At 69.1% G+C, this 18,637-nt stretch carries 14 protein-coding genes and 1 pseudogene; 6 read left to right on the forward strand and 9 right to left on the reverse strand.

The genetic code is table 11. The features are described from left to right. Window positions 1-22: 22 nt before the first annotated feature. The 7 genes and pseudogenes from gltA to F1643_RS13665 form a co-directional block, all read right to left on the reverse strand. On the reverse strand, window positions 23-1,354 hold the full coding sequence (gltA, locus tag F1643_RS13645; protein WP_194913737.1) for a citrate synthase: 1,332 nt from the start codon (window positions 1,352-1,354) through the stop codon (window positions 23-25). A 526-nt stretch (window positions 1,355-1,880) separates the two neighbouring features. Continuing rightward, window positions 1,881-3,629 (reverse strand): response regulator, encoded by a 1,749-nt coding sequence (locus tag F1643_RS23250; RefSeq protein ID WP_370540588.1) that lies wholly within the window; start codon window positions 3,627-3,629, stop codon window positions 1,881-1,883. Window positions 3,630-3,792: 163 nt separating this feature from the next. Beyond that, window positions 3,793-3,858 (reverse strand): annotated as a pseudogene (locus tag F1643_RS24800) (histidine kinase dimerization/phospho-acceptor domain-containing protein); the annotation flags it as partial. After that, window positions 3,855-5,687 carry a PAS domain-containing protein gene (locus F1643_RS23255; RefSeq protein ID WP_255542770.1) on the reverse strand — a complete coding sequence of 611 codons (1,833 nt, stop codon included), beginning with the start codon at window positions 5,685-5,687 and terminating at the stop codon, window positions 3,855-3,857. The gene F1643_RS23255 and the pseudogene F1643_RS24800, both read right to left, overlap by 4 nt. After that, the gene (locus tag F1643_RS24805) at window positions 5,684-6,376 is read right to left on the reverse strand and encodes a sigma 54-interacting transcriptional regulator (protein WP_370540589.1); all 693 of its coding nucleotides are present in this window, start codon (window positions 6,374-6,376) and stop codon (window positions 5,684-5,686) included. Before F1643_RS24805 ends, F1643_RS23255 begins: the two co-directional genes overlap by 4 nt. A 34-nt stretch (window positions 6,377-6,410) precedes the next feature. Next, the gene (locus F1643_RS24810; protein ID WP_370540590.1) at window positions 6,411-7,205 is read right to left on the reverse strand and encodes a sigma-54-dependent transcriptional regulator; all 795 of its coding nucleotides are present in this window, start codon (window positions 7,203-7,205) and stop codon (window positions 6,411-6,413) included. Between the two features lie 96 nt (window positions 7,206-7,301). After that, window positions 7,302-8,072 (reverse strand): FCD domain-containing protein, encoded by a 771-nt coding sequence (locus F1643_RS13665; protein WP_194913741.1) that lies wholly within the window; start codon window positions 8,070-8,072, stop codon window positions 7,302-7,304. Between the two features lie 296 nt (window positions 8,073-8,368). On the opposite strand from F1643_RS13665, the gene F1643_RS13670 reads away from it, so the two are divergent. The 5 genes from F1643_RS13670 to F1643_RS13695 all read left to right on the forward strand — a co-directional run bounded on the left by F1643_RS13670 (window position 8,369) and on the right by F1643_RS13695 (window position 14,669). Beyond that, a complete protein-coding gene (locus F1643_RS13670; protein ID WP_194913743.1) occupies window positions 8,369-11,251 on the forward strand; it encodes an FAD-binding and (Fe-S)-binding domain-containing protein in 2,883 nt (960 codons plus the stop codon). Window positions 11,252-11,413: 162 nt separating this feature from the next. After that, the gene (locus tag F1643_RS13675; protein WP_194913744.1) at window positions 11,414-12,166 is read left to right on the forward strand and encodes a (Fe-S)-binding protein; all 753 of its coding nucleotides are present in this window, start codon (window positions 11,414-11,416) and stop codon (window positions 12,164-12,166) included. Further along, complete coding sequence (locus F1643_RS13680) at window positions 12,156-13,580, forward strand: LutB/LldF family L-lactate oxidation iron-sulfur protein (protein ID WP_194913745.1); 1,425 nt, start codon at window positions 12,156-12,158, stop codon at window positions 13,578-13,580. Before F1643_RS13675 ends, F1643_RS13680 begins: the two co-directional genes overlap by 11 nt. Beyond that, window positions 13,573-14,415 carry a lactate utilization protein gene (locus F1643_RS23260; protein ID WP_255542771.1) on the forward strand — a complete coding sequence of 281 codons (843 nt, stop codon included), beginning with the start codon at window positions 13,573-13,575 and terminating at the stop codon, window positions 14,413-14,415. Before F1643_RS13680 ends, F1643_RS23260 begins: the two co-directional genes overlap by 8 nt. After that, window positions 14,412-14,669, forward strand: coding sequence for a hypothetical protein (locus tag F1643_RS13695; protein ID WP_194913746.1), 258 nt, complete (start codon window positions 14,412-14,414; stop codon window positions 14,667-14,669). Before F1643_RS23260 ends, F1643_RS13695 begins: the two co-directional genes overlap by 4 nt. Here F1643_RS13695 and F1643_RS13700 read toward each other — a convergent pair. Beyond that, window positions 14,612-15,913 carry a D-amino acid dehydrogenase gene (locus F1643_RS13700; RefSeq protein WP_194913747.1) on the reverse strand — a complete coding sequence of 434 codons (1,302 nt, stop codon included), beginning with the start codon at window positions 15,911-15,913 and terminating at the stop codon, window positions 14,612-14,614. The two genes, F1643_RS13695 and F1643_RS13700, sit on opposite strands and share 58 nt — an antisense overlap. 381 nt (window positions 15,914-16,294) lie before the next feature. On the opposite strand from F1643_RS13700, the gene F1643_RS13705 reads away from it, so the two are divergent. After that, window positions 16,295-17,824 (forward strand): sigma 54-interacting transcriptional regulator, encoded by a 1,530-nt coding sequence (locus tag F1643_RS13705; protein ID WP_194913749.1) that lies wholly within the window; start codon window positions 16,295-16,297, stop codon window positions 17,822-17,824. Window positions 17,825-17,845: 21 nt separating this feature from the next. Here the strand turns inward: F1643_RS13705 and F1643_RS13710 are convergent, their stop codons facing one another. Then, entirely contained in the window at window positions 17,846-18,616 is a 771-nt protein-coding gene (locus F1643_RS13710) for an MJ0042-type zinc finger domain-containing protein (protein WP_194913750.1), read from the reverse strand. Window positions 18,617-18,637 lie beyond the last annotated feature (21 nt).

The raw sequence follows: 18,637 nt of genomic DNA on the forward strand, positions 1-18,637 counted from the left end.
GGAGACCACCGACTCTGTGGCTTCAACGCTTGTCCAGCGGCACGAAGGGGCGGGCGGGGTTGCCGGTGAAGAGCTGACGCGGACGGCCGATCTTCTGGGCCGGATCCTCGATCATCTCCTTCCACTGGCTGATCCAGCCGACGGTGCGGGCCAGCGCGAACAGCACGGTGAACATGCTGGTCGGGAAGCCCATCGCCTTCAGGATGATGCCCGAATAGAAATCGACGTTCGGATAGAGCTTCTTCTCGATGAAATACTCGTCCGACAGGGCGATCCTCTCCAGCTCCATGGCGATGGCCAGATGCGGCTCGTCATGGATGCCCAGGCGGTCGAGAACCTGATAGCAGGTCTCGCGCATGATCTTGGCGCGCGGGTCGTAGTTCTTGTAGACCCGGTGGCCGAAGCCCATCAGGCGGAAGCTGTCGTTCTTGTCCTTGGCGCGGCGGACGAATTCGGGGATGCGGTCGACCGAGCCGATCTCCTCCAGCATCTTCAGCACGGCTTCGTTGGCGCCGCCATGGGCCGGACCCCACAGCGCGGCGATGCCCGACGCGATGCAGGCGAACGGGTTGGCGTGGGACGAGCCGGCGAGGCGGACGGTGGAGGTCGAGGCGTTCTGCTCGTGGTCGGCATGCAGGATGAAGATCTTGTCCATCGCCTCGGACAGGACCGGATCGACCGTCCATTCCTCGCAGGGCGTGCCGAAGGTCATGTAGAGGAAGTTTTCCGCATAGGTCAGGTCGTTGCGCGGATACATGAACGGTTCGCCGACCGTGTACTTGTGGGCCATGGCGGCCATGGTCGGCATCTTGGCGATCAGACGGTGCGCGGCGATCTTGCGCTGCACCGGATCGAAGATGTCGGTCGAATCATGGTAGAAGGCCGACAGGGCGCCGACGACGCCGCACATGATCGCCATCGGGTGGGCGTCGCGGCGGAAGCCGCTGTAGAACTTGGTCAGCTGTTCGTGCACCATCGTGTGGTAGGTGATGGTGCGCTCGAAATCGGCCTTCTGCTGCGGGTTCGGCAGCTCGCCGTTCAGCAGCAGGTGGCAGACCTCCAGGAAATCGCAGTTCTCGGCCAGATCGGCGATGGCGTAGCCGCGGTGCAGCAGGACGCCCTCGTCGCCGTCGATGTAGGTGATGGCCGAATCGCAGGCGGCGGTGGAGGTAAAGCCGGGATCGTAGGTGAAATAGCCGGTCTCGGCATAGAGCTTGCGGATGTCGATCACGTGGGGACCGGTGGACCCGCCCAGCAGCGGCAGCTTCAGCGTCTTGCCGGTGGCGTCATCGGTCAGCGTGACGGTGCCGACCTGGGTCACATCGCCGTGCGGCGTATGCTTGCTCGATTCCATGACCTTATCACACTCCTTGCTGTCCGGCCGCGCGGCGCCTTCCGGTCTCCGCCGCCGGACCATGGTGGTTGGCCCGTTCTTCGCGCGCTTTGGCACCTCGCGGCGCCGCGCCGTCTTCTCCCGGTCTCCGAAGGATCGGTCAGGATCGGAACCCGCACCCGTCCACTGTCGTTGACTCCTCCGGAAGATAGCAGAGGACATCATGACCGACACGCCTCAAACGCGCATCCCCTCCGAAGGAATGCCCCACCCAAACAAATCCGCATCGGGCAAATCCGCATCGGACAAACCCGCATCGGGCAAATCCGGTTCCGATACCCACGACCAGACGCCGGCGGGCGATCGCTCCCCGCGCGAGGACATGACCAAGACGCCCGGCGACGGCACCCTGCAGGACGCCACCCCGGCCGGCATGTCGTCGAAGGAACTGCGGGAACGGGCCGAGGACACCGACGGCTCGACCCAGCCCGGCACCGGCTGAGGTCCTTCCGGCAGGCGGGATGCCGGCAGGCGGGAGTCCGGGGGCTCAGGCCGCCGGCCGCTCCACGCCGGTGCGCTCGCGCAAGGAACGCTCCAGGCGGGCGGCCTCGCGCAGCAGCACCGGCAGAAGCTGGGCGGCCTGCGCCGTGTCGCCGTTGCGGCAGATCACCTCCATCCGCCAGGCGAGGTGCATGACCGCCATCCCGCCGAAACTGCCGGCGAGGCTGGACAGGTCGTGCGCCTCCCCGGCCAGCGCCCGCATGTCGAGGGCGCCGGCCGGGACCGACCGTGCCATCGCCGAAAGCCTTTCCAGCCGGCGGGACACGTCGTCGAGGAAGCTGTCGACGATCAGGGCGAGATTGTCGGCACCCACCGTCTCGACCAGATCGGCCAGCACCGTTTCGTCCAGAACCTCGCCGTCATCGCCGTCGCCGCTGCCGTCGCCGCTGCCATTGCCGCCGTCGACACCGCCATCCGCCGCCGCATGTGCGCCCCCCGCCTCCGCCATCCAGCGGTCCAGCGCCGCCAGCAGTCCGGCGCGGCTGATCGGCTTGGTCAGATAATCGCTCATGCCCGCGCGCAGGCACAGCTCGCGCGTGCCCGGCATGGCGTCCGCGGTGAGGGCGATGATCGGCAGGCCGGCGAGCCGCCCGCCGCGCGCGCGGATCGCCTGCGCGGCCTCCAACCCGTCCATGCCCGGCATCTGCACGTCCATCAGCACCAGATCGATGCCGCCGCGGCAGGCCGCCGCCACCGCCTGCTCCCCATCCTCCGCCACCTCGACCGTGTAGCCCAGCTTGCGCAGCAGGGTGGTGGCGAACAGCTGGTTGGTGCGGTTGTCCTCCGCCAGCAGGATGCTGCCGCTGCGCGCCAGCTCCTCGTTGCGGTCGGCGGGCTGTCCCTCGGCGGGCTGCCTGTCCGCCGAAGAGGGCGGTACGGCCGCCTGGAACAGTCCGGTCAGGCAGCCGGCCAGCGCACTCTGGCGCAGCGGGCGGTTGAGGATGGCATGCGCCAGCCCCTGGACCGGGCCGCAGTCGGCCCGCGCCGCCGGTCCCAGTCCGGCGATCAGCACGCGCCGGGTGCCGGACAGCATCGGATTGCCGGCAATGGCCGCCAGCAGGGCGTCGCCGCCCATGCACGGCATGGTCTGGTCCACCAGCACCACGTCGAAGGGCCGCCCACCGGCCGCCGCGCGGGTCAGCGCCTCCAGCGCATCGGGACCGTTGTCGACCGCCGTCGGCCGGGCGCCCAGGCTGTCGAGCATCGCCGCCAGCACCCGGCGGTTCACCGCCAGATCGTCCACCACCAAAGCACGGCGCCCGGCCAGCGGCAGTTCGGCCGGCTGCGGCGCCTCGTCGAGCAGGGCCAGCGGCAGATCGACCAGGAAGCGGCTGCCGGTGCCCAGGCTGCTCTCCACCGCGATGCTGCCGCCCATCAGTTCCGACAGCTGGCGGCAGATCGCCAGCCCCAGCCCGGTTCCGCCGAACTTCCGGGTGATCGACCCGTCCACCTGCTGGAACTTGCTGAACAGGATGGGCAGCGCCTCCGCCGGAATGCCGATGCCGGTATCGGTCACCGTCATGCGCAGAACCAGATGGGCCTCGGTGGCGTCCAGCGCCTCCAGTTCCACCGCGACCGACCCCTGGTCGGTGAACTTCACCGCATTGCCGACCAGGTTGACCAGGATCTGCCGGATGCGCGTCGGATCGCCCAGCAGGGTGCGGCGCAGGAACGGGTCGATGTAGAAGCCGATCTCGATCCCCTTCTCGTGGGCGCGGGGGGTCAGCAGTTCCACCACCCCCTCCACCAGATCGGCGGGGTCGAAGGGCAGCGTTTCGACGGTGACGCGGCCGGCCTCCAGCTTCGAGATGTCGAGGATGTCGTTGATGATGGTCAGCAGCGCGTTGGAGGGAGCTGCGGATGGCCTGGGCGAACTGGTGCTGCTCCGCCGTCAGGGGCGTGTCGAACAGCAGCTCCGTCATGCCCATGATGCCGTTCATCGGCGTGCGGATCTCGTGGCTCATCGCCGCCAGGAATTCCGATTTCGCCTGGGTCGCCGCCTCGGCGCGGGGCGCGCAGGGCGTCGGCCTCCTCGCGGGCGGCGTCCAGACCTTCGGCGAGCGCGCACATGTCGGCCGCCTGACGCTGCAGCTCCGCCTCGAAGCGCTTGCGTTCGGTGATGTCGGTGCGGGTGCACACCAGCGCCCCCGCTGCTGGTGCGGTTCTCCGCCACCAGGATCCAGCGGCCATCGGGCAGTTCCCGCTCGAAAGGCGGGCCGGGATTGCGGTGCTGGGCCAGCTCCGCCCGGATCCACGCCTCGTCGCTGGGGCCGTCCGGGTTGGCCGCGAATTCGCCATTTGCGATGGCCGCGCGCAGGATCTCCTCGAAGGGGCGGCCGGGCGTCAGCAGCGGGGCGGTCAGCGGATGCGCCTCCCGGTAGCGCTGGTTGCACAGGATCAGCCGGTCGTCGGAATCGAAATAGGCCAGACCTTCCGGCACCGCCTCGATGGCGTCGTCCAGGGTCTGCTTGGCGAGGCGAAGCTCCTCCTCCGTCATCTTGTCGCGCGTGATGTCGGTATGGGCGCCGACCATGCGCACCACCCGACCCTCGGCATCGCGGATGTGAATGGCGCGGCTCAGGATGTAGACGGTGTGGCCCTGCTTGTGGCGGAAGCGCTGCACCGCCTCGAATTTCGGGATCAGGCCGGCATTGTAGGCCCGCACCATCTCCAGGGCGGCGATGCGGTCCTCCTCGAAGATCAGGCCCGCCCACATGTTCAGGCTGTTCTCCAGCTCGTCGTCCTGGTAGCCCAGCTGCTCCTTCCAGGTGGGAGAGAACCAGATGGCGCCGGTGTCCAGCGCCCAGTCCCAGATGCCGTCCCGCGTCGCCTGGACGGTGAGGTCCAGCAATTCGCGGTTCGACCGCAGTTCCGCCTCTTCCCGCTTCGCGTCGGTGATGTCCTGGACGACGCCCAGCAGCCCGATCGGCCGGCCGGCCACACCCCATTCGGCCATGCCGCGGATGAAGACGTGGCGCAGCGTGCCGTCCGGACGGATGATCCGCGCCTCGACGGAGAACCCCTCGCCGGTCGCCCGCGCCCGCTCGACCAGCGGGACGATCTTCGGCAGATCGTCGGGATGGTAGGCGCCGCGCGACATGTCGACGGTCGGCGGACCGTCCTGCGGGCTAAGGCCCATGATGCGGTAGACCTCGTCCGACCAGCGGCGGGTGTCGGTGACGAAGTCGATGTACCAGTGCCCGAACTGGCCGATCTCCTCGGCCAGGTTCAACAGCCGGGAGCGGTCGCGCAATTCGGCTTCCGCCTGCTGGCGCCGGGTCACCTCGCGGCGAAGCTCCAGCTCGTCCACCACCAGCCGGGCGAGCTGGGTCAGGGTTTCCGCCTCCCGCGCGTCGAACCCGCCGCGGGGGGCGTCGTCGATCACGCACAGGGTCCCCAGCTTGTTGCCGTCCGCCACAAGCGGCGCACCGGCATAGAAGCGGATGTTGGGAGCCCCGGTGACCAGCGGATTGCCGGCGAAGCGCGGGTCCTTCGTCGCGTCCGGCACCACCAGGACGCCGTCGTCGAGGATGGCGTGGGCGCAGAAGGCGAGGTCGCGGTGCGTCTCCTCCACGTCCAGCCCGATGCGGCTCTTGAACCATTGGCGGTTCCGGTCGATCAGCGAGACCAGCGCGATGCGGGTGCCGAAGAAATGCCGGGCGAGCCGCGTGATGTTGTCGAAGCCGGACTCCGCCGGGGTATCGAGGACGCAATAGGACTCCAGAACCGCCAGCCGCCTCTCCTCGTCCGGGGGCAGCGCCGCAGGAACCGCAACGGCCGCGTCCCCGCTCAAGTGGCGTTCCCCTGGGCGCCGTTTCCCTGTGCAGCAACCCCATCCGCGGCGCGCCACTGCTGCAGTTTGCGGTAGATGGTGGACGGGCTGATCTCCAGCATCAGGGCGGCGCGCGGCACGTCGTCGCCGCTGAGGCGCAGGGCCTTGAGGATCATCTCCTTCTCCACCTGCCACAGCGGAAGGACGGCACCGTCCTCTTCCGGTCCGCCGTCCGCCGGGGCTCCGGCAGCGGCAGCGGCGTCGGCGCCGATCCCGCCGGCCCCGGTCAGGGGCGGCAGCATCTCCAGCACCACCTGCGGCCCGTCGTTCAGCACGACGACGTTGCGCAGCACGTTCTGGAGCTGCCGCACGTTGCCCGGCCAATCATGGGCGCGCAGCCGCGCCTCCACCTCCGGAGCGAAGGCCGACAGCGACTTCCCCTCCTCCCGCGCATAGTCGATCAGGAAGGAGCGGGCGATCTCGATCACGTCGTCGCCGCGGTCGCGCAACGGCGGCAGGGCGAGCGGAATGACGTGCAGCCGGTAATAGAGGTCTTCGCGGAAACGGCCCGCCTGCACCTCGGCCAGCGGATCGCGGTTGGTGGCGGCGACGAATCGCACGTCCACCCGCTCCTCCCGCCCGCTGCCCACCGGACTGACGGTGCCGGTCTGGACGAAGCGCAACAGCTTGCTCTGCAGTTCCACCGGCATTTCGCAGATCTCGTCCAGGAACAGCGTACCGCCGTCAGCCAGCAGCGCCGCACCCGGCCGGTCGCCCGCCGCCCCCGGTGAAGGCGCCCTTCACATGGCCGAAAATCTCCGATTCCAGCAGTTCCTTCGGAATGGCGGCGCAGTTCAGCGCGATGAAGGCGCGATCGCGCCGCGGGCTGGCACGGTGAATCGCCTGGGCCGCCACCTCCTTGCCGGTCCCGCTCTCCCCCGTGATGAAGACGTTGGCGCGGCTCGCCGCCACGCTTTCGATGGTGCGGTAGACCGCCTGCATCTCCGGCGAGCTGCCGATGAAGCCGTGGAAGCGCCCGCGGTCCAGATCCTTGCGGTATCCTTCCACCATGCGCGCCAGCGTCCGCCGCTCCAGCGCGTTGCGCAGGGTCAGGTTCAGCCGGTCGGCATTGAAGGGCTTCACGATGAAGTCGAAGGCGCCCAGCTTCATCGCCTCCACCGCCAGATCGATGGAGCCGTGGGCGGTGATGATGACCACCGACACGCTTGCGTCGCGGGCGTGCAGAGCCTGCAGCACCTCCAGCCCGTCCATGTCCGGCAGCTTCAGGTCCAGGATCACCGCGTCGAGCGGCGATGCCGCCGCGGCGTCCAGCGCTTCGCGCCCGCGGGTGCAATGCACGACCTCATGGGCATCCGCGCGCAGGAACTCGATATACAGCTTGGCGAGCGGGACCGTATCCTCGATCAGCAGGATGCGGTGCTTCTTGGGGGAGGACACGGGCGCGACACTCGGGCAGTCGGTGGGGCAGTCGGTGGGGCAGTCGGTGGGGCAGTCGGTGGCGGGCGGAAATTCGTCCACACTGTAACCCGGCAAAAGCCCTGCCGCCAGTCGGGGCGAGCCCTCCGGCATATGACCTTCGATGGAGACCGCCCGCCCCCGAAGGTTCCTGCCCCCCTATGCCCCGCTGTCGATCAGGTCGATCCGCCCGATTCGCCGCAGCGAGACCTGGACGCGGGCATTGTGTTCCCGGATCTCGCGCAAGGTCTGCAGCGTGAATTCCACATGAGCGTCGGCCGCTGCGCTCGCAGCATCCGCGTCGCCGGCCAGCACCGCGTCGGCGATGGCCAGATGCTGCCGCAGCAGCAACTCGCGCACCCCCGGCCGGGAATAGAGGTCGGCGCGGTTGTAGAACACGTCGTTGCGCAGCAGGTCGGACAGGGTCCGCATGATGTGCAGCATGACGACGTTGTGCGCCGCCTCGTAGATCGCCAGATGCAGGTCGGCATCGGCCTCCGCCTCTTCCGAACTGTCGTCCTTGCCGTGAGCGGCCTGCATGCGGGCGACGATTGCACGGATGCCGTCACGGTCGAGGTCGGTCGCCCGCTGTGCCGCCAACCCGGCGGCGGCCGCCTCGATGGAGCGGCGGAACTCCAGATAGTCGAAGGACGCATCCGGCTTGTTGCGCATCAGCGTCATCAGCGGGTCGGCGATCTGCGACAGGAAGGTGGCGACATGGGTGCCGCCGCGCCCGGTGACCAGCAGGCCGCGCTCCTCCAGCTTGGCGATGGCATCGCGCAACGACGGGCGCGACACGTCCAGCTTCACCGCCAGTTCGCGTTCGGCCAGCAGCTTTTCCCCCGGACGGAGTGCGCCTTCCAGGATCAGCCGTTCCAGATGCTCGGCAATGGCGTCGGCCAGCTTGGCCGGTTTGATCGTCCCCTGCATTGGATCGGCGGCCCCTCCCTGCACCTCTCGGTCCCCCTTCTACCGGTGGACGGAACATACGTCCAGTGCGGCCATCCGGAACAGGATATCGGACATCGGGCGCACCGCGGACATCGTCGCCTACCGAAGCGGATCGCATGGCAAACGATTCAGCCATTGCACAATGTGGTAAAATCTTTTATCCACATTTTGCCGCATGGAAGAGTGATGTCCGCAGCCGCCGGTCCGCAAGGGAACGCCCCTGCCGCGGGGAGGACGCCGTCGCCACGCCATCCCCTCTGCAGGAGCAGCCGCCGATGCCGTCCGCCTCCCTGGCCAACCCCCTGGCCGCCCCATACGACCATGTCCTGGCCGAGCTTCAGGCCGTCCTCCCGCAGGCCCGGCTGGTCACCGACCCGCTGCGCACGCTGGCCTACGGCACCGACGCCAGCTTCTACCGCCTGATCCCGAAGATCGTGGCGCTGGTGGAGACGGAGGAGGAGGTGGTGCGGCTGCTGCGCATCACCCGCACTCACAAGGTGCCGGTGACCTTCCGCGCCGCCGGCACCAGCCTGTCGGGGCAGGCGGTCAGCGACAGCGTCCTGGTGGTGCTGGGCGACGGCTGGCGCGGCTGCAGCATCGGCGCCGCCGCGGCCACCGTCACCCTGCAGCCCGGCGTAATCGGGGCGGAGGCGAACCGGCGCCTCGCCCCGCTGGGGCGCAAGATCGGTCCCGACCCGGCTTCCATCGCCACCGCCAAGATCGGTGGGATCGCCGCCAACAATGCCAGCGGCATGTGCTGCGGCACCGCGCAGAACAGCTACCGCACACTGGAGTCGATGCGGCTGGTGCTGGCCGACGGCACGGTTCTGGACACCGCCGACCCGGCCAGCCGCAGCCGCTTCCGCGACAGCCACGCAGCACTGCTCGACCGGCTGGCGGATCTGGGATCCCGCACCCGCGCCGACGCGGCGCTGGCGGGCCGCATCCGCGACAAGTTCCGCATCAAGAACACCACCGGCTACAGCCTGAACGCGCTGGTGGACTACGAGGATCCGGTCGATATCCTCCAGCACCTGATGATCGGATCGGAAGGGACGCTGGGCTTCATCTCCGCCATCACGCTGCGCACCGTGCCGGAGCATCCGCACAAGGCCAGCGCGCTCCTGTTCTTCCCCGACATCGGCGAAGCCTGCCACGCCGTATCCCTGCTGAAGGCCGCTCCGGTCGATGCGGCGGAGCTGATGGACCGCGCCTCGCTCCGCTCCATCCAGGACAAGACGGGCATGCCGCCGCAGATCCGCGGCTTCGGCCCCGAGGCGGCCGCGGTGCTGGTGGAAACCCGCGCCGAGAGTGCCGCCGCCCTGGAGGCCAATGTGGCGGAGATCGCCGCGGTTCTGGCCGACTGCATCACCATCGGCGACACCCGCTTCACCACCGACGCCAAGGCCTGCGAGGGCTTCTGGAAGATCCGCAAGGGCCTGTTCCCTGCGGTCGGCGCCATCCGCCAGACCGGCACCACCGTCATCATCGAGGATGTCGCCTTTCCCCTGCCCCGGCTGGCCGAGGCGACGCGCGAACTGCAGGACCTGTTCGTCCGCCACGGCTATCACGAAGCGATCATCTTCGGACACGCGCTGGAAGGGAACCTGCACTTCGTCTTCACCCAGGCCTTCGACACCCAGGCTGAGATCGACCGCTACCGCCGCTTCATGGACGATGTAGCTGTTCTGGTGGTCAACCGCTATGACGGCTCGCTGAAGGCGGAGCACGGCACCGGCCGCAACATGGCCCCCTTCGTCGAGATGGAATGGGGACCGCAGGCCTATGGGCTGATGAAGGAGATCAAGGATCTCTTCGATCCCGACGGGCTGCTGAACCCCGGCGTCATCCTGAACGGCGACCCCGAGGCCCATCTGAAGAACCTGAAGCCGATGCCCGCGGCCGATCCGCTGGTCGACACCTGCATCGAATGCGGCTTCTGCGAGCCGACCTGCCCGTCCCACCGCCTCACCCTGTCGCCGCGCCAGCGCATCGTCGGCCGGCGAGAGATGGCACGGCTGGCGGCTTCCGGCGACGACGCCCCCCGCTTGGCCGAGATCGGCGCCGCCTACGACTATCAAGGCATCGACACCTGTGCCGCCTGCGGCCTCTGCGCCACCGCCTGCCCGGTGGGGATCGAGACCGGGCTGCTGATCAAGGCCATGCGCGGCGAGCGGCGCGGCGCCACCGCCCGCAAGGCGGGGGCGCTGGTCGCCGACCATATGGAGGGCACGCTGGGCCTCGCCCGCACCGGCCTGCGGCTGGCCGACCTCGCCCGCCGCACGGTCGGGCACGGCGCCACCCAGGCGGCGGCCCGCGTCCTGACCTGCGGCAGCCTGCCGGCCCTGCCCCGCAGCATGCCCACCGCCACGACCTTTACCGCACATTCGGACATCCCCAGCGACGACCTGCCGACAGTGGTCTACGCTCCCAGCTGCGTCAGCCGCAGCATGGGTCCCGCCGCCGCCGACCCGCAGCAGCGTCCCTTGCCGGAGGTCGTCGAATCGGTGATGCGCAAGGCCGGCTTCCGCATCCTCTATCCGGAGGCGGCGGACGGCCACTGCTGCGGCATGCCGCTGGAGAGCAAGGGCCTGATCGAGGCCGCCGACGCCAAGGCCGACGCCATGCTGGCCGCGCTGTCGCAGGCGAGCCGGGGCGGCCGTTTTCCGGTGGTGATGGACACCAGCCCCTGCGCCCTGCGTTTGAAGAAGCGGCTGACCGACGCCGGCTTGCGCATCCTCGACGTGGCGGAATTCCTGAGCGAGTTCGCCCTGCCCCGCCTGGACATCGCCAAGTCGGCGGAGCCGGTGATGCTGCACCTGACCTGCTCCACCCGCCGCATGGGTCTGGACGGCGCGCTGACCGCGGTGGCGAAGGCCTGTGCCGAGACGGTGGTGGTCCCGCCCGATGTCGGCTGCTGCGGCTTCGCCGGCGACAAGGGCTTCACCACGCCGGAACTGAACGCCCACGCCCTGCGCCACCTGCCGACCGCGGTGCCGGAGGGCTGCGCGTCGGGCTATTCCACCAGCCGCACCTGCGAGATCGGCCTGTCCGACAAGGCGGGCGTGCCCTACCGGTCGATCGTCTATCTGGTCGACGCCTGCGCGACGGCGAAGGCGGGTGCGACGGCGGTGCGGGTGGCGGAGGCGGCTTTTTGAGCGACACTTACCCCCACAAACACTTACCCCCACCCTAACCCTCCCCCGCTGGGCGGGGGAGGGGACTGCCGCTAGAGCGCCGACAAAGCTCCTGTCCCCCTCCCTCGCCCAGCGGGGGAGGGTCGGGGTGGGGGCAATAACTAAGACGCTGAGGAAACGCCCATGGACCACCAGCCCCCCAAACCCACCCGCGTCTATTACTTCGGCACCTGCCTCGTCGACCTGTTCTTCCCCGACGCCGGCATGGCGGGGATCGAGCTGCTGCAGTCCCAGGGCCTGACCGTCGTCTTCCCCCAGGGCCAAAGCTGCTGCGGCCAGCCCGCCTACAATTCCGGCTACCGGGCCGATGCCCTGAAGGTCGCCCGTGCCCAGCTGGACCTGTTCCCCGGCGACGATCCCATCGTCGTGCCGTCCGGTTCCTGCGCCGGCATGATGAAGAAGCACTGGCCCGACCTGTTCCGCGGCGAGGCGGACGAGGCCAAGGCCGTGCAGGTTGCGTCCCGCGTGTGGGAGCTGACGCAGTTCCTGGTCCATGTGCTGGACGTCCGCCTCACCGACCAGGGCGAGCCGCTGCGCGTCACCTGGCACGCCTCCTGCCATGCCCAGCGCGAGATGGGCGTGGTGGAGGAACCGAAGGCGCTGCTGCGCCAGCTCGCCAATGTCGAGCTGGTCGAACTGAAGCGGGAGAAGGAATGCTGCGGCTTCGGCGGCACCTTCGCCGTGCGCCATCCGGAGATCTCCGCCGCGATGGTCGGCGACAAGGTGGCGGACATCGAGGGCACCGGCGCCGCCCGCGTGGTGTCGGGCGACTGCGGCTGCCTGCTGAACATCGGCGGCGCGCTGGAGGCCGGAGCCAAGGCCGCGCGCGGCCAGCACATCGCCCAGTTCCTGAAGGAGCGCATCCATGGACGGTAACGCACCGGATTTCGCCGCCGCCTCCCGCGCGGCGCTGGCCGACCCGCAGCTGCGCGGCAACTTCCGCCGCGCCATGGACGGGCTGATGACCAAGCGCGCCGCCCAGTTCGCCGACGCGGGCGAATGGCATGGCGTGCGGGCGCTGGCCGCCTCGGTCCGGCTGCGCGCCCTGTCGAAGCTGCCGGAGCTGCTGGAAAAGCTGGAGGAGAACTGCACCCGCAACGGCATCACCGTCCATTGGGCCGCCACGACGGACGAAGCCAACGCCATCGCGCTCGACATCCTGCACAAGACCAACGCCAAGCTGGTGGTCAAGGGCAAGTCGATGGTGACGGAGGAGATGCACCTGAACGCCGTCCTGGAAAAGGACGGCATCGAGGTTTTGGAAAGCGACCTCGGCGAATACATCGTGCAGCTGGACGGCACCATGCCGTCGCACATCATCATGCCGGCGATCCACCTGAACACCAAGCAGATCGCCCATCTGTTCAAGCGCAAGATCAAGGATGCCGAAAGCCGGGAGGATGCAGCCTATCTGACCGACCTCGCCCGCCGGGTGCTGCGCGCCAAGTTCCAGGCCGCCGACGTCGGCATGTCCGGAGTCAACGCCGCGGTGGCGGAGACCGGCACCCTCTGCCTGATCGAGAATGAGGGCAACGGCCGCATGTGCACCACGGTGCCGCCGGTCCACATCGCCTTCATGGGGCTGGAGAAGGTGGTGGAAAAGCTGGAGGACGTGCCGCCGGTCATCAGCCTGCTGCCGCGCTCCGCCACCGGCCAGCCGATCACCACCTACGTCAACATGATCTCCGGCCCCCGCAAGGACGGAGAGAAGGATGGCCCGCGCGAGGTGCATCTGGTCATCCTCGACAATGGCCGTTCCAGCATCTACGCCGACCCGGAACTGCGCGACACCCTGCGCTGCATCCGCTGCGGCGCCTGCATGAACCACTGCCCGGTCTACACCAAGGTCGGCGGCCATGCCTATGAGGCGCCCTATCCCGGCCCCATCGGCAAGATCCTGGTGCCGCAGATCGAGGGATTGGCCAAGCGCGGCGCCATGCCCCACGCCTGCACCATGTGCAACGCCTGCGTCGAGATCTGCCCGGTGAAGATCCCCATCGTCGAGATCATGGGCCGGCTGCGGGTGGAGGCGGTGAAGCCCGGCGGCGCGGTGAAGGACGGCGGCGCCAAGGCCAGCCGGGCGGAAGCGATGGTGTGGAGCGGCTGGGCGGCGATGAACGCCTCCCCCACCGCCTACCGCGTCGCGACGCTGGCGATGAGCAAACTCGGCAATGCGGCACCGTCGTCGCTGCCCATGCTGAAGGAGTGGACCAACGTCCGCACCAAGCCGCGCTTCGCCGGCCGCACCCTGCACGACCTCGCCCGCGCCAAGGGGGTTCCCGATGTCTGATGCCCGCAACTCGATCCTGACGAAGCTGCGCGCCACCCGCGACGCCCACCCGCTGACCCCGCCCGCCTCGGACTTCGCGCCCATCGAGGCGAAGCAGTGGGCGGCGGAGGAGCGCCTGCCGCGCATCCGCCGCCTGATGGAGGCGGTGCATACGGAATTCCTCGACGCGACCGAGGCCGACTGGCCGGCGGTGCTAAGGGAGTTCCTGGCGCGGGAGGGCGTGGAGTCGCTGCTCTACGCGCCGGCGACTGAGGCCGGGAAACGGTTGGTCGAGGGGTGGAACGCCGTATCCCCCTCTCCCCCCCGGGGAGAGGGTCGGGGTGAGGGGGATGCATCGCATGATTCCCCCGAAGGTCCCGCCGCGCATCCCCCTAACCCTCTCCCCGCCTTTCAGCGAAGCTGCGCTTCGCCTGTCGGCAACGCGAGCAAAGCTCGCGTTGGGGGGGAGAGGGAATCAACGCCGACGCCGACCCCCACCCTGATCCCCTACGACCGTCCGCTCGAAGACCTCAAGCCCCAGCTGTTCGAGTCCATCGACGCCGGCCTGACCACCACCCGCGGCGCCATCGCCGAGACCGGCAGCCTGATCCTGTGGCCGACGGCGGACGAGCCGCGCACCCTGTCGCTGATCCCGCACATCCACATCGCGCTGCTGCGCACCGACGCCCTCTACGACACCTTCCTGCAGGCCATGCGCGAGCAGGGGTGGGCGCAGGCAATGCCGACCAACGTGCTGCTGGTGTCCGGCCCCAGCAAGACCGCCGACATCGAGCAGACGCTGGCCTACGGCGTCCACGGCCCGAAGCGGCTGGTCGTCCTGGTGGTCCACCCATGACGGCCCGTCCAGCGGCAGAGCCGGCGACCCGGCTCTACGAGGCGATCCTGCATCTCAGGCGCCTCGGCCACCGGGTGGAGAAATGCGAGGGGCGGCGCGGGCGACATCGGCTGGATGGAGCCGAAATCGCCGACGCCGCCCTGCTCGAGCTGGCGATGACCCGCGTCCGCCGCGCGGTGCGGGTGCCGTATTCGGGTCAGGCCGGACGCACCGCCGCCGGGCGCGACACCGCCACCGACGGCTTGCGGCCGTAGCGCTCGACGCTGAGGCCTTCCATGTCGATCTCGGTCTGGCGGCCGCTGACCACGTCGGCCAGCACGCGGGCCGAGCCGGCGGACATCGTCCAGCCCAGCGTGCCGTGGCCGGTGTTGAGGTACAGGTTGCGGATGTCGGTCGGCCCCAGGATCGGCGTGCCGTCCGGCGTGTTCGGGCGCAGGCCGGTCCAGAACTCCGCCTTCGACAGGTCGCCGCCCTTCGGGAAGAGGTCGCTGACCACATGGTCCAGCGGACCACGGCGGCTTTCGCGCAAGGTCAGGTCGAAGCCGGTCAGCTCCGCCGTACCGCCGACGCGGATGCGGTCGCCCAGGCGGGTGACGGCGATCTTGTGCGTCTCGTCCATCACCGTCGATTCCGGCGCGTGGGCGGCGTCGGTGATCGGCAGGGTCAGCGAATAGCCCTTCACCGGATAGACCGGCAGGTCGATGCCCAGCGGCTTTACCAGCTTGGGCGAATAGCTGCCCATGGCGACGATGTAGCTGTCGGCGGTCAGCGTGCCCTGATCGGTCAGCACGCCGGTGATCCTGCGCCCGTCGCTCTCCAACCCGCGGATGGAGACGCCGTAACGGAACTCCACCCCGCGCTTGGCGGCATAGGCGGCCAGCTTTCCGGTGAACTGGAAGCAGTCGCCGGTCTCGTCGCCCGGCAGGTGCAGCGCACCGACCAGCTTGTCCTTCACATGGGCCAGAGCCGGCTCGACCGAGGTCAGGCCGTCGCGGTCGAACAGGCTGTAGGGAACGCCGTAGCGCTCCAGCACCGCCATGTCGTAGCCGGCGGCGTCCATCTGCTTCTGGGTGCGGAAGACCTGCAGCGTGCCCTGGGTGCGCTCGTCATAGGTGATGCCGGTTTCGGCGCGCAGAGCCTTCAGGCAATCGCGGCTGTATTCGGCGACGCGGACCATGCGGCTCTTGTTCAGCTGGTAGCTCGCCTCGTTGGCGTTGGCCAGCAGCTTCAGGCACCAGGACCACATCGCCGGATCCAGCTTCGGCCGGATCACCAGCGGCGAATGCTTCATCATCATCCATTTGGCGGCCTTCAGCATCAGCCCCGGCGCCGCCCAGGGAGCGGAATAGCCCGGCGACACCTCGCCCGCGTTGGCATAGCTGGTCTCCAGCGCCGGGCCGGCCTGACGGTCCAGCACGGTCACCTCATGCCCGGCACGCGCCAGATAATAGGCGGTGGTGACACCGATGACGCCGCTGCCCAGAACGATCACGCGCATGAGACTGGCTCCCAAGGGGATGGATGACTTCGCTTGGGGGAGAGTTCGCAAAGGGCGTGCCAAAGGCGGAAATGGCGGATTTGCTGCCGTGTGGGGGGAGTGATGGGGCGTTGGGTGTATGCGGATGTTTACAGGAGGATGGATTTGAGGGTGATGAGTGTTGAAGAGCAAGGGGTTGGAGTGGTGTAAAGATTTTGATACGGCGTAACGAATTGTGTACAGTGGTTGCCACGAACCCCCACCCTAACCCTCCCCCGCTGGGCGGGAGAGGGGACTACCGCCGCTCTCCCGCCTAAGAACCTGCTCCCTCCCCCGCCCAGCGGGGGAGGGTTGGGGTGGGGGCAAGTGTTTGCCACTCCAGCACCCCCAACAGCCACCCCCATGCGCATCGAAGTCACCTTCACCGACCGCGTCGGCATCGCCCATGAGATCCTCGCCGTGCTGGCGCTGCGCCGGCTCAACGTCGTCGGCGTCGAGGTCGATCCGCCGCTGATCCACATCGACGCCCCCGGCCTCGATCCGGCGGCGCTCCCCGCCCTGTCGGACGCGCTGCAACGCATCGCCGGCGTGCAGGCGGTGGCCGCCATCGACATGCTGCCAGGCACGCGGCGGCGCCTGCACTTGGACGCCCTGCTCGCCGCCCTGCCCGACCCGGTGCTGGCGGTCGACCGCGCGGCCTGCGTCGTGGTGGCGAGCGCCGCCGCCGCGCAGGTCGCCGGGTTGCCGGAATCGCGGCTGGCCGGGCTCGACCTCGGCGATCTGTTCGGCGAACCGGGCCTGACGCGCGAACTGACCGATGGCGGCTTCCGCATGTCGGGTCGCGAGGTGACGCTGAACGGTCAGCCCTTCCTGCTGGAGGTGACGCCCATCGTCGATGTCGAGGCCGCGGGCGCCGTCATCACCCTGTTCACCCCGTCTCGCCTGGGCGAGCGCCTGAATGCGATCCAGAATTTCGATGAAGGCGGCTTCGACCGCATCCTCGGCGAATCGCCGCCGGTGCGGGCGTTGAAGGCGCGGGCCGCACGCGTCGCCGCGATGGAGGCGCCGTTGCTGATCCTGGGCGAGACCGGCACCGGCAAGGAGCTGATCGCCCATGCCTGCCACCGCGCCAGTCCACGCCGCGACAAGCCCTTCCTGGCGCTGAACTGCGCCGCCGTGCCGGAAAATCTGGCGGAGAGCGAGCTGTTCGGCTACGCCCCCGGTTCCTTCACCGGGGCGCAGCGCGGCGGCAAGCCCGGCCTGCTGGAACTTGCCCATGGCGGCACCGTGTTCCTCGACGAGATCGGCGAGATGTCGGCCTATCTCCAGGCCAAGCTGCTGCGCTTCCTCAATGACGGCAGCTTCCGCCGGGTCGGCGGCGAGCGTGAGCAGAAGGTGGACGTCCGCGTCATCAGCGCCACCCACCGCTCGCTGGAGGCGATGGTCGCCGACCACAGCTTCCGCGAGGATCTGTTCTACCGCCTGAACGTGCTGACGCTGAGCGTGCCGCCGCTGCGGGAGCGCGGGCATGACATCCTGCTGCTGGCCCGCCATTTCATCGCCCGCGCCGCGGCGCAGGCCCGCCGTCCGCCCGGCCGGCTGACACCGGCGGCGGCGGCGGCACTGCTCGCCAACCGCTGGCCGGGCAATGTGCGCCAGTTGGAGAACGTCATCTTCCGCGCCGTCACCATGAGCGACGGCGGCGCGCTGGATGCCGCGGACCTGGAACTGGCCGGGGCCGGCATGCAGTCGGCAGAGGTGCCGGCAGAGGATGCCGAAAGCTGGGAGGACGCGGTGGACGGCTTCGAACGGTCGCTGCTGCGCCGGCTCTACCCGCGCTTCCCCTCCAGCCGCAAGCTGGCGGCACGGCTGAACACCTCGCACACCATGATCGCCAACAAGCTGCGGAAGTACGGCATTCCGGAGCGGTGACGCGGCGGGGCGGCGACCGGATCAGTGACCGGAGGGCTTGGCCGCAGCGGCGGGCTTTTCAGCAGCATGCTTTTCAGCCGGCTTTTCGGTGGCCGGCGCATCCAGCCCCGGCGGCGGACCGCCGAAGGTGATGGTCACCTCGGTCACCGGGCCGGGATCCGGCTGGCTGTGATGGAAGCTCACCACCGCACCCGGCAGCAGCACGGGCGCAGACGGTTCGATGGTCCAGCTCTGCAGCGGCTTGTGCTCGGCGCCGAAGGTGATGGCGCGCAGCGGCGGCAGCGCGCGCTCGACATCGGTGGTGTTGGCGATCTCGCCGTCCAGCAGCAGGACGGTCTTGCCGCCCTCCAGCTTCTGTTCGGAACGGATGCTGCGCAGCTCCAGTCCGAAGCCCGGCGGCTCGGCCTGTATCCCGATGGTCTCGTAGAAGAGGGCTGCGGGCGGCCAGCCGCGGACGATGGCATCGCGGCCGAAATAGCCGCCGGCCACGGTCCCGGCGACGAGCACCCCCAGCAGGGCGAAGCCGATCACCGTGCTGCGCGCCGGCTTGGCGCGTGGAGCCTTCGGCGGCTTGGGCTTGCTCTTTCCCGCCGCGTCCACTGCGACCCTTGCCGGTTTCGCCGGCCGTATTTCCGTCGGTGCGTCGGGAACCACCGGCTCGGGGTCCGCCCATTCCGGCATCTGCCACCATGTGTGGCCGCAGCGGGCACAACGCACCTTCCGGCCGTCGGTGCCGAGCGACTCGTCGGACAGGGTGTAGCGCGTTGAACAGGTCGGACAGGAAACGATCATCGCGCCGTCGCAGAGAGGTTA

Origin of the sequence: Azospirillum sp. INR13, assembly GCF_015390205.1 — a bacterium.
In the GTDB taxonomy this organism is placed as follows: domain Bacteria; phylum Pseudomonadota; class Alphaproteobacteria; order Azospirillales; family Azospirillaceae; genus Azospirillum.

Bases quoted from the DNA above. Each gene is read 5' to 3' on its own strand.
- gltA (WP_194913737.1), bottom strand. From the start codon at position 1,354: ATGGAATCGAGCAAGCATACGCCGCACGGCGATGTGACCCAGGTCGGC.
- F1643_RS24805 (WP_370540589.1), bottom strand. From the start codon at position 6,376: ATGCCGGTGGAACTGCAGAGCAAGCTGTTGCGCTTCGTCCAGACCGGC.
- F1643_RS13665 (WP_194913741.1), bottom strand. From the start codon at position 8,072: ATGCAGGGGACGATCAAACCGGCCAAGCTGGCCGACGCCATTGCCGAG.
- F1643_RS13670 (WP_194913743.1), top strand. From the start codon at position 8,369: ATGCCGTCCGCCTCCCTGGCCAACCCCCTGGCCGCCCCATACGACCAT.
- F1643_RS13675 (WP_194913744.1), top strand. From the start codon at position 11,414: ATGGACCACCAGCCCCCCAAACCCACCCGCGTCTATTACTTCGGCACC.
- F1643_RS13680 (WP_194913745.1), top strand. From the start codon at position 12,156: ATGGACGGTAACGCACCGGATTTCGCCGCCGCCTCCCGCGCGGCGCTG.
- F1643_RS23260 (WP_255542771.1), top strand. From the start codon at position 13,573: ATGTCTGATGCCCGCAACTCGATCCTGACGAAGCTGCGCGCCACCCGC.
- F1643_RS13695 (WP_194913746.1), top strand. From the start codon at position 14,412: ATGACGGCCCGTCCAGCGGCAGAGCCGGCGACCCGGCTCTACGAGGCG.
- F1643_RS13700 (WP_194913747.1), bottom strand. From the start codon at position 15,913: ATGCGCGTGATCGTTCTGGGCAGCGGCGTCATCGGTGTCACCACCGCC.
- F1643_RS13705 (WP_194913749.1), top strand. From the start codon at position 16,295: ATGCGCATCGAAGTCACCTTCACCGACCGCGTCGGCATCGCCCATGAG.
- F1643_RS13710 (WP_194913750.1), bottom strand. From the start codon at position 18,616: ATGATCGTTTCCTGTCCGACCTGTTCAACGCGCTACACCCTGTCCGAC.